We start from the raw sequence: 11,375 nt of genomic DNA, 5'->3' as shown, positions 1-11,375 counted from the left end.
GTAGAGTTTGATGGCGAAAAATATCACGTTCATTTGTTAATTACTTACCCACCTAAAGTCTCTATATCTCGTTCAGTCAATTCTCTGAAAGGAGTATCGAGCCGTCTTATTCGAAAAAAGAAATATCCCTCCATTCCTAGCCTGTTATGAGGGATGCTCTCTGGGCTCCTTCTTATTTTGCTGCAAGTTGTGGGGGTGGACCTATTTCTATTATCAAACAGTACATTGAACAACAGAATACGCCTGACTGAAAAAATTATTATATTCGACCCTTATATCACCGGCCTAAAGGACGGTGTTTTACGGGTCGGTCTGATAATTCTGTGCCGGCATCCGTATCTTCAAGTATCGACTCAAAACACGGAAAACTCGCTACAATTGAGCACTAAAATTAGTGACAGATTAAAGGAAGTTCTATGGCCCGATTAGCCAGACTCTCTCTCCCAAGCCAAGTTCATTATGTCCGCGTTTACGGTGCAGCTGACATTTCTTTGATGCCGATGCTTGAAGATTTGGATGCGATGTTGAGCTTGTTTTCCAAGGTTGTATCTTTGCATCATGTGGATATGACAGGCTATGCCATCCTCCCTTCTCAAATAGACTTTCTAATTACGCCTAGAAATTCTGCAGAGGATGTGTCTAAGTTTACGCAAGCCTTCTGCCGTTTGTATTCGCGTTATTTCAATGATGCTTATCGCCGTTCAGGAGCGCTTTGGCATGGAAGATTCCGCTCTTGCGTGGTTCAAGGCAAGAACCGATGTTTAAATGCACTGCTCTATATAGAGTGGCTGCCGGAGACAAAAGGTTATCAGGAAGCGGTTTTGTATCCTTGGTCAAGCTACAGTCATCATGCCGGCCTGAGAAATGATTACTTTATGGCCCCCGGAAAAGAATATTGGGGTTTGGGAAATACTCCTTTTGAGCGTCAGAAAGCTTACAAGGTCTTATTCCCCGGAGGATATCCGAAGAAGGAAGGGGAAGATTTAGAAAAACATCTGCTTAGAGGATGGCCTTGGGCCGATCGGGAATTCCTATTAGAAAGCCACGTTGAACCAAGCAGAATTTGGCCTGAAAGAGGCCGAGGAAGACCACGAAAATCTGAAATTCCTAGCTAATATGTCCCTATTTTAATATGGTAATCTTTACGGATTATAAATAAAAGGGACAGTTTAATGTAGCTATTGGCATTTAATGCTCCTAATTGGTTTACATTCAATTACGTTGATAAAAAACTCTCGAACAATTAGGAGCATCCCCATGACAAACATTCAGGAGATCCGTCAAAGGGCTGAGAAATTTGGACTGTATGAGTCTAAATTTGAACATGATGCCTGCGGACTCGGTTTTGTGGCTAGTGTTAAAGGAATACCAAGCCACGAAATTGTCCAACAGGCATTGATGATTCTTCAGAATTTGGATCATCGCGGTGCGGTCGGTGCCGACCCGCTGCTTGGCGACGGCGCAGGCATCTTGATTCAGATTCCTGACCAATTCTTCCGCACCGAAATGGCCAAGCAGAATATTCTGCTTCCTCAGCCCGGCGATTACGGCGTGGGTATGATTTTCCTTCCGCGAGAACATGCTTCCCGCAGAGCCTGTGAACAGGAAATCGAAAGAACCGTTAAAGCCGAAGGTCAAGTCCTTCTCGGATGGAGAGATGTTCCGGTTAATGAAAATATCGAACTCTCCGAAACCGTCCGCAAAGCGGCTCCTGTTATCCGACAAATCTTTATCGGCCGCGGCGCAGATGTCATGGTGCCGAATGCTCTCGAAAGAAAACTTTACGTTATCCGTAAGCTCGCCGGTCATAAAATCCAAGCCTTAAACTTGAAGCACGGCAAGGAATTCTATGTTCCTTCCATGTCTACCAGAACTATCGTGTACAAAGGGCTGCTCCTTGCTCATCAAGTGGGCCTCTACTACAACGATTTGATGGATGCCAGACTGACCTCTGCGATCGCTTTGGTTCACCAACGCTTCTCCACTAACACCTTCCCGAGCTGGGAGTTGGCTCATCCCTACAGAATGGTAGCCCACAACGGTGAAATCAATACCGTCAAAGGCAATTTCAATTGGCTGCGTGCCCGCGAGAGAACCGTTGCTTCTAATGTATTAGGGGATGACGTCAAGAAACTTCTTCCGATTATTTACGAAGGTCAAAGTGATACGGCATGCTTGGACAACATGCTTGAACTTCTTGTCATGAGCGGGTATCCGCTCGCCCAAGCCGTGATGATGACTATCCCGGAAGCTTGGGAACAAGCTACCCAAATGAAGCCGGGCCAGAAAGACTTCTATGAATACTATGCCGCCATGCTGGAGCCTTGGGACGGTCCGGCCGCTATCTGTTTTACCGACGGTGTAAGAATCGGTGCCACCTTAGACAGAAACGGTCTGCGTCCGGCAAGATATTTGCTGACCACCGACGATGTTGTTATCTTGGCTTCTGAGGCCGGAACACTCCCGATCCCGGAAAGCAAGATCAAGAAAAAATGGCGTCTGCAGCCGGGCAAGATGTTCCTTGTCGATACGGAACAAGGAAGAATCGTCGAGGACGAAGAAATTAAACGTCAGTTCGCTTTAGCTAATCCGTATAAAGAGTGGACCAAGCGCCTTAACATCCATCTCTCCGACATTGTGGCTCCGGATCCAATCCCCGAGCACAATCCGGTTCCCCTGCAGCAAAGACAAAAGGCTTTCGGTTACACGGAAGATGATTTGAAGTTCGTCCTCTTTCCGATGGCAGAAAAAGGCCAGGAACCTCTCGGTTCTATGGGCAACGATACGCCGCTGGCCATGCTTTCTAAGAAGTCTAAGCCGCTTTATCAATATTTCCGTCAACTGTTTGCGCAGGTCACAAATCCGCCGATTGACCCTATTCGCGAACAATTGGTGATGTCTTTGATTTCTTTCGTAGGCCCGAGACCGAATCTTCTCGATATCAACAACGTTAATCCGCCTCTTCGTTTGGAACTTTCTCAGCCGATTCTCGGCTTTAATGAAATTGCCAAGATGCGTCAAATCGAGAAGTACACCAACGGCAAGTTCAAGTCCTATGAGTTGGATATCACTTATCCGGCAGAATGGGGTGCGGAAGGCGTAGAAGCACGATTGGCTTCCATCTGCGCCAGAGCCGTGGATGCCATCCAAAACGGCAACAACATTATTATCGTGACTGACCGCAGAGTCGACAAAGATCGTGTTGCAATCCCGGCTCCTTTAGCTATCAGCGCCTTGCATCAGCATTTGATTAAAAACGGTTTGCGCATGGAGACCGGTATCATCGTTGAAACCGGCAGCGCAGTGCAAACCCATCACATGGCTTTATTAGCCGCTTTCGGTGCGGAAGCCATCCATCCGTACTTGGCTCTGGAGACACTCAAGAAGCACTACAAGGGCAACACGGAAATTGATCCGGAAGCTGCCATTCAAAACTACATCAAGGCTATCGGGAAAGCCTTTAAGAAGATCATGAGTAAGATGGGTATCTCAACTTATATGAGTTACCGCGGCGCTCAGATTTTTGAAGCCTTGGGCTTGGAAAAAGCTTTCGTTGATCGTTATTTCCCTGGAACCAGCTGCAAAGTCGGCGGTTTGGGAATTTTTGATGTGATGCAGGAAGCCGTCAACGATCACGAAAATGCTTTCAAGATCCCGACCAAGGGCAAACTTCTTCCCGAATCCGGCGAATACAACTGGCGCTCCCGCGGAGAGGAACACATGTGGACGCCGGAAGCAATTTATAAGCTCCAGCATGCCGCACGTTCTAACTCTTATCAGACATACAAGGAATACGCCGAAATCATCAATGATCAGAGTCAGCGTCAGATGACGCTCAGAGGATTGATGGAATTTGAAGTGAATCCGAGCAAAGCCATTCCGGTAGATGAAGTGGAACCTGCTTCTGAAATCGTTAAGCGCTTTGCCACCGGCGCAATGTCTTTAGGCTCCATTTCCGCTGAAGCTCACGCTTGCTTGGCTATTGCGATGAACCGCATCGGGGGCAAGAGCAACACCGGTGAAGGCGGCGAAGATCCGAAGCGTTACGCAGCGGAGATGAAAGCCGGCAAGCCGATCATTGAAGACGGCGACAGCTTGAAGAAGATTCTTGGAGAGGATCGTATTGTGGTGGATATTCCGCTTAAGAAAGGCGATTCCCTGCGTTCAAGAATTAAGCAGGTTGCCAGCGGCCGTTTCGGTGTCACCGCTCAGTACCTCAACAGTGCCGATCAGATTCAGATCAAGATGAGCCAGGGTGCAAAACCGGGCGAAGACGGTCAGCTTCCGGGCCATAAAGTTTCTGAATACATTGCTCAGCTGCGTTACTCCGTGCCGGGCGTTGGTTTGATTTCTCCACCGCCACACCATGATATTTACTCTATCGAAGACTTGGCTCAGCTCATTCGCGATTTGAAGATGGCTAACGATAGAGCCTCCATCAGCGTCAAGCTCGTGAGCGAACAGGGCGTTGGTACCGTGGCTGCCGGTGTAGCAAAAGCTAAAGCAGATCACATTGTTATTGCCGGGCATGACGGCGGAACCGGAGCCTCTCCGCTTTCTTCCATCAAGTTTGCCGGGACTCCGTGGGAGTTGGGTTTGGCAGAAACTCAGCAGACTTTGGTTCTTAATGGTTTGAGAGATCGAGTCCGCGTCCAAGTTGACGGTCAGATCAAGACAGGCCGTGACGTTGTTGTCGGTGCTCTTCTCGGGGCCGATGAGTTTGGTTTTGCAACGGCACCGTTGGTTGTCGAAGGCTGTCTCATGATGAGAAAGTGCCATCTCAATACTTGTCCCGTTGGTATTGCTACACAAGACCCGGTTCTGCGCAAGAGATTCAAAGGCCAGCCTGAGCATGTCATCAACTATTTCTTCTTCGTTGCAGAAGAGGTCAGAGAACTCATGGCCAGCTTGGGAGTGAGAAAGTTCGAAGATTTAGTCGGGCGCGTAGAACTCTTGAAACAGAAAGAAATGGACCTTGCTAAATGCGGTAAGGTCGATCTTTCCCGCATCCTGTATGTTCCTGAAGAATCCGATCCTAAGAAAAAGCGTCATAGCATCGACATTCCTCACGGGCTTGAAAAAGAATTGGATTTCCAATTGCTTGATGCCTGCAAGCCAGCTTTAGAAAAGGGCCAGAAAGTCAGTTTCATTTCTCCGGTTAAGAATATTCACCGCTGCGTCGGAACAAAGATTTCTTCTGAAGTTGTTAGACGTTACGGCGATGAAGCTCTTCCGGACGATACTATTCACATCCAGCTTACCGGCACCGCCGGACAGTCCTTGGGAGCTTTCTTAGTCAAAGGCGTTACTTTGGATCTGGTCGGTGAAGGCAATGACTATGTCGGTAAAGGCTTGTCCGGCGGACGCGTTATCGTCAGATGTCCGACGGATTTCCGCGGAAAGGGCGAGGAAAACATCATTGCCGGCAATACCGTTCTCTACGGTGCAACCAGCGGCGAAGCTTTCTTCAACGGTATTACCGGCGAACGCTTTGCGGTCAGATTGTCGGGAGCTTCCGCAGTAGCAGAAGGCGTCGGCAATCACGGATGTGAGTACATGACGGGCGGAACCGTGGTTGTGCTCGGTGAAGTCGGCAGAAACTTCGCAGCCGGTATGTCCGGCGGTGTGGCCTACGTGTACGACAAGGAAGGTACATTTGCTTCTAACTGCAACATGGAAAGCGTTGAGTTGGAATCCGTCATGAGTTCTAAGGAGCAGCTTGTTTCCGGCGAACCGTCCACATGGCATCTGGGCAAGACTGACGAAGAAATTCTTCTCGATCAGATTGAGAAACACTTCAAGTACACCGGAAGCCAGAGAGCAAGAGAAATTTTGGATGATTGGAACAGTGCCCGTCAGAAATTTATCAAGGTCTTCCCGAAAGAATACAAACAAGCCCTTATCAAGGGACTCGCTCGCCCCGCAGGAGTTTAATCATGGGTAAAACAACAGGATTTTTAGAATTTGAACGCCTCGAACAAGAGCACGAGCCGGCAGCACAGAGAAAAACACATTTCCGTGAATTCATTACGCCGCTCAATCAGAAGGAAGCCAAGCAGCAGGCGGCTCGCTGCATGGATTGCGGAACGCCGTTCTGTACGTTCAGCTGTCCTTTGCACAACATTGCGCCGGATTTTAACGACCTGGTCTATAAGGAAGACTGGGAGGCCGCCTATGAGGTTCTTTCCTCAACGAATAGTTTTCCGGAATTTACCTCTCGTGTCTGTCCTGCTCTTTGCGAAAACGGCTGTGTTCTTAACTACACCAGCAAGCCGATGGGCGTAAAGTCGGTGGAGCGTGCAATTATTACTCACGCTTGGAACCAGGGTTGGGTCAAACCGCAAATACCTGCTCAGCTTAACGGCAAGTCCGTTGCCGTTATCGGCAGCGGTCCTTCCGGCTTGGCTTGTGCACAGCAGCTTGCCAGAAAAGGCTACTCCGTGACAGTTTTTGAGAAGAACAGCAAAGCCGGCGGATTGCTTCGCTTCGGTATTCCTGACTTCAAGCTGGATAAGACCGTCATTGAGCGCAGAATCAATCAGATGGAAGCCGAAGGTGTGCAATTCAGATACAACACCTATATTGGCACCGGGGCAGCCCCTAAGGGCATCTGGTCTGACGCAGAAAAACATGTGGATCCTGCCGAACTTCTTCGTGATTTTGACGCAGTTGTTCTTGCTATTGGTTCTGAAGAGCCGCGCGATTTGCCGGTAAAAGGCAGAAAAGGTGCAGGTGTTCACTTCGCTATGGAGTATTTGCCTCGCCAGAATAAGATCAATGATGAAGTCCCGGTCAAAGAAGAAATCAACGCTAAGAACAAGAAAGTGCTGATTATCGGCGGCGGAGATACCGGCAGCGACTGTTTGGGAACAGCCGTTCGTCAAGGTGCGGCTGAAATTCTTCAGATCGACTTAGGTCCTCGTCCGAGCGCAGAATACGACAAGATGAAAGTGTGGCCGCTTTGGCCTCGTATTCTCAGAACCTCCACTTCTCATGAAGAAGGCGGTGAACGAGACTGGGCCATTATGACCAAAGAGTTTATCCGCGATAAAAAGGGCGACCTCAAGGGCATCAAGGCGGTACGTCTGAATTGGTCAACCGATCCGGTTACTAAGAGACCGAAGTTTGAAGAAATTCCGGGTTCTGAGTTTGAAATCGATGTCGACTTAGCTATCTTGGCTATGGGCTTTCTCCATCCGAATCAAGAGGTTTTGGAAGCCTTCGGCGTTGAGACGGATCCTCGAGGCAATGCCCGCGCACAGTATGAAGGAGTAAACTCGTTCTCTACAAATGTGCCTAAGGTCTTTGCGGCAGGGGACTGCCGAAGAGGGCAGAGCTTAGTGGTTTGGGCACTTGCGGAAGGACGCCGTTGTGCCGAAGCGGTGGACCGTTATTTAAACGCTTAGTGAAAAAGGAACGGAATGAACAGAGTATTTGCCTATCCAATTGTTGTCGGACCGGAGTCTATTGATGTGATGAAGCACACCAACAACAAGGAATATCTCAGATGGATGGAAGAAGCCGCTACCGCACACTCTTCGCTCCTCGGTTGGGACACCGAGAGATATTTCAAAATCGGACAGGCATTTGTGGCCAAGGCGCACTGGATCGAATATCTGCGTCCGACTTTCTTAGGCGACAGACTGACGATGTACACCTGGGTGGAAAACATGCAGGATAAGACGAGCTTACGCCGCTTTTATCTCATGAGGGATAAGAAGGTATGCATGCTTGGGGCCACCCAGTGGGCTTTTATCGATATCGAGACGGGGCGCGGCCAAAGTATTCCGGAAGAGGTTTCTTCTTCTTTCTTTTGTGTTCCCAGCAGCGACAAAGAGCTGAAAGAGCTCGGAATAAAAACGATTTTGTTCAAAGCCGCAATTTAACGCCTTTTTGTAAGAAGGACCTGGTTGCCATTGAGGTTTTCCAGGTCTTTTTTCTGGTCGCTTTTCAAAGTGTTAGCTGTTTTACATAGTCGGAAAAGTGACTTTGTTAATCTTCTCTCATATCTCAAGAACAAGGAGAAGATCAATGAATAAACCCGTCGTAACAGCATTAGCTGCTGCTCTTGCTATCAGTTTGGGAACAATCTCTTATGCGGCTGACCACAAGGTCAACACAGACTTGGTCGTTGTGGGAGCCGGTTCCGCTGGCTTGAGTGCAGCTGTTCAAGGTGCGGAATTAGGCAAGAAGGTTGTTCTTCTTGAAAAGAATCCGTTTGTAGGCGGCAATTCTCAGCATGCCGAAGGCTTGTTTGCCGTCGATTCCGAATGGAACCGTTTGCGCGGTGATCCTTTGACACGCCAGCAGGCTTATGAAGCCTTTATTCAAAAGCAAAACCATATGGTTGATCCATACAAAAATAAAGACTTCGTAGAAGGTTCTGCTGAAAATATTGAGTGGCTGGCATCCCATGGCATCGAGTTTGAAGTCAGACGCGAAACTCCATTGAAAGATAATACTTGGCATATTATTAAGAACTTCAAAGGCACAGACCATGGTGCAGGCCTGATTAAAGGCTTGAAAGAAGCCGCCGACAAGCTTGGCGTAGATACAAAACTTGCTACTCCGGCCGTTGATTTAATCACCAAAGACGGCAAGGTTGTAGGCGTTGTTGCCAAGGATGCCAAAGGCGACACTTACACCATCAACTCTAAGGCAGTGATTCTTGCTTCCGGAAGCTTCGGTGATGATCCTCAGAAAGTAAAAGATTGGGGCCACAGAGATCCTGAAGGCTGGAAGTCTTCCGTTCCCGTTAATAAGACCGGAGACGGCATTGTGATGGCCATGAAGGCCGGTGCTGAAAGAGGTCCTGTCAGCTTCATCGGCCACTTGGGAACCGAAGGCAAAGGCATTAAGTTCTTAAGCAACTTGTACGGTGTTTCTTGGCAGCCGGGGAATTTGTGGGTTAACAGATTGGGTCAGCGCTTTACTGACGAATCTACCTGCAACGCTTTCAGTGAAGCTGCAAACGCAATTTATGTACAACCGGGTCACTATGGCTGGGCTATCTTTGATGAAAACACCGTCGATTATTTGATGAACAAAGGTGCTGATTCCGGTATTGGCGTATTGGTTCCAATCGGAACGAAGTACACCAATCTGAAGAACGACATCAAAGAAGCATTGGCAGCTGACAGCGACGGCTTCAAAGAAGCTGATTCTGTAGCCGCTTTGGCTAAGGCTATTAACGTTCCGGCAGAAACTCTCGAAAAGACAGTGGCTGAGTACAACAAGACATGCGAACTCCAGCATGATCCGATGTTCTTGAAGGACCGCCGTTATCTCAGACCGCTTACCGGCAAGAAACTCTATGCGTTGAAGCTTAAATCCTATTTCTTCAGTGCCTATGGCGGCTTGATTACTAACAGAGACCACCAAGTTTTAACAAAAGACAGCAAGCCGATTCCGGGTCTTTATGCTGCCGGCTTGGAAGTTTCCAACATGGTTGGACCAACATATCCGGACTTCTTCTCCGGCCATGCTTTCGGATTTGCTTCTTATTCCGGCCGTCATGCCGCTAAGAATGCTGTTGAAGCAATGAAGTAATTTTTGTTCTCTGATTAGAAACCGCTTCTGAGGTCCCACGTGGATTGGCAGAAGCGGTTTTTTATTGTCCAACTTTCGGAATGGCTGGAGAAGTCCAGAAAGTAGATGAGCCGAGAAACAGCAAAAATCTGTCAGGATTGCCTGAATGATTTACTATAGAACTCTTCAAGTACAGCATTCGGTTAAAACGTAAATCAACCTAAGCTCATGAGCCTTCCAAGACCTCTTCCGCTAGGCAACTCTTCTTTCTCAAGAATTAAGGTTGCAGGCCAAATCTATGTTGATAAAACTCGTTTGATTTTTGATTTGGCTTCAAAAAAGGAGAACTTCCTTTTAACTCGTCCGAGAAGATTTGGAAAATCGCTTCTCATCTCAACCTTTGAGTCCTTGTTTAAGTTTGGACTGAGAGATTTTCGTGGTTTGGAAATCGAAAAGCTGTGGAAAGACGAAGGCGAATTCAAGGTGGTTCGTCTGGATTTCTTAGAGGTTAAAAATTTTCAATCGGCCGAAGATTTTTCTGCAAAATTGGATTCTTTCTTATATCGGCGATTTCGAGAGTTTGGCTTTGTTTTTGAGCCGAATTCGGACCAGACAGTTGTCGGACAATTCTCCGAGTGGTTTGGGCTGCAGCCGAATAATTCTTTTGTTATTTTGGTGGATGAGTATGACTCCCCATTAACTTCTTGTCTAAATGACCACAAGCTCTTTGATCATGTTGTCAATCGTTTGGTCCAGTTTTATTCGGCGCTTAGGTCAAATAATGAAAAAATTCGATTTCTGTTTGTAACCGGTATCGTGAACTTCGGCAAAGCCTGCCTTTTTGAAGCGGATAATTTCTTATTGGATATTTCTTTGAATTCCAGATATGGAACGCTTCTTGGTTTTACTCCGGAAGAGATTCGGGATTATTTTGGAGCCTATTTAGATAATGCGGCCGAGCTGCATGGTCTGTCGTCTGAGCAGCTCCTTCAAGAACTCATCCAGTATTACGGAGGATTTTGTTTCGACAATTCGACCTCAACTCAAGTTCTTGCACCTTGGTCGGTCTTGAGATTTTTGTCCGCTCCGGAAAATGGTTTCCTCGACTATTGGTTTGAAAGCGGAGGAAAACCGCAAGCACTCAGTGAGCACTTTAGGTCCGAGAAGTTAACAGATCCATGCCAATTCGATAAAGAAAAATTAGTTCCTTTGGCTGAATTGAAAGACCTGTCCAATGCTGAGAGATTGTCTGACGTTGCACTCTTAACACAAGCAGGGTACTTAACGTTGAATAAAATTGTCGGCTCAACTGCTTATGTCGGATATCCGAATGTTGAGGTGGAGAAGGCCATGGCCTTGTTGTACACAGGACAGTTGCTTTCCTCTAAAACGGTTGAACAGGTTGGAGCGGAAAATCTTGCATATCGCTTAGCGACGGAAAATCCGGAATCTATTGTTCATCTTCTGAACTGTTTATTTCGCTCCATTGACTATCAGAAATATCCGGTGAAGGATGAATACAGCCTCCGTGCTTTTGTTCAAGTGTTTTTTGCGGGCGCAGGTCTTGAAGCACGAGCGGAAGTTCACAACCACCTAGGGCGCAGTGATCTGGAAGTTAAGGCTGGTAGCAGATATTGGGTTATGGAATTTAAATGTGCGGAAAGAGCAGAGAATGTCTCAAGGAAGCTGGAAGAAGCTGTTTCTCAGCTGAATGAGAAGAATTATGGTCTTCAAAGACGTGACGAAGAAATTATCCGCCTCGCCTTGGTATTTAGTCTCGAGAAAAGAGAGTTTGTAAAATGGAAGTCACTGGAGGATTTTGAAAAAACTTGCTGACGGAAAATCTT

Annotated in this window: 6 protein-coding genes and 1 pseudogene; all 7 read left to right on the top strand. The window is 47.4% G+C overall.

The window, feature by feature from the left end:
- A pseudogene (gene tnpA, locus ACYQ4O_RS08850) lies at window positions 1-251 on the top strand (IS200/IS605 family transposase); the annotation flags it as partial.
- 165 nt (window positions 252-416) lie between these two features.
- A complete protein-coding gene (locus tag ACYQ4O_RS08845) occupies window positions 417-1,115 on the top strand; it encodes a transposase (protein WP_460175373.1) in 699 nt (232 codons plus the stop codon).
- Window positions 1,116-1,257: 142 nt separating this feature from the next.
- Window positions 1,258-5,934, top strand: a complete 4,677-nt coding sequence (locus ACYQ4O_RS08840) for a glutamate synthase-related protein (RefSeq protein WP_460175372.1) — start codon at window positions 1,258-1,260, stop codon at window positions 5,932-5,934.
- Between the two features lie 2 nt (window positions 5,935-5,936).
- On the top strand, window positions 5,937-7,406 hold the full coding sequence (locus ACYQ4O_RS08835) for a glutamate synthase subunit beta (protein ID WP_460175371.1): 1,470 nt from the start codon (window positions 5,937-5,939) through the stop codon (window positions 7,404-7,406).
- Window positions 7,407-7,421: 15 nt separating this feature from the next.
- Window positions 7,422-7,886: an acyl-CoA thioesterase gene (locus ACYQ4O_RS08830; protein ID WP_308513824.1), complete on the top strand. Its 465-nt coding sequence runs from the start codon at window positions 7,422-7,424 to the stop codon at window positions 7,884-7,886.
- Between the two features lie 145 nt (window positions 7,887-8,031).
- Window positions 8,032-9,549 carry an FAD-dependent oxidoreductase gene (locus ACYQ4O_RS08825; protein ID WP_460175370.1) on the top strand — a complete coding sequence of 506 codons (1,518 nt, stop codon included), beginning with the start codon at window positions 8,032-8,034 and terminating at the stop codon, window positions 9,547-9,549.
- Between the two features lie 207 nt (window positions 9,550-9,756).
- Window positions 9,757-11,364 (top strand): AAA family ATPase, encoded by a 1,608-nt coding sequence (locus ACYQ4O_RS08820; protein WP_460175369.1) that lies wholly within the window; start codon window positions 9,757-9,759, stop codon window positions 11,362-11,364.
- Window positions 11,365-11,375 lie beyond the last annotated feature (11 nt).

Source organism: Turicimonas sp. TL08 (genome assembly GCF_054660695.1).
The sequence above is the reverse complement of the archived record's forward strand: the minus strand, read 5'-3'. Positions and strand labels throughout refer to the sequence as shown.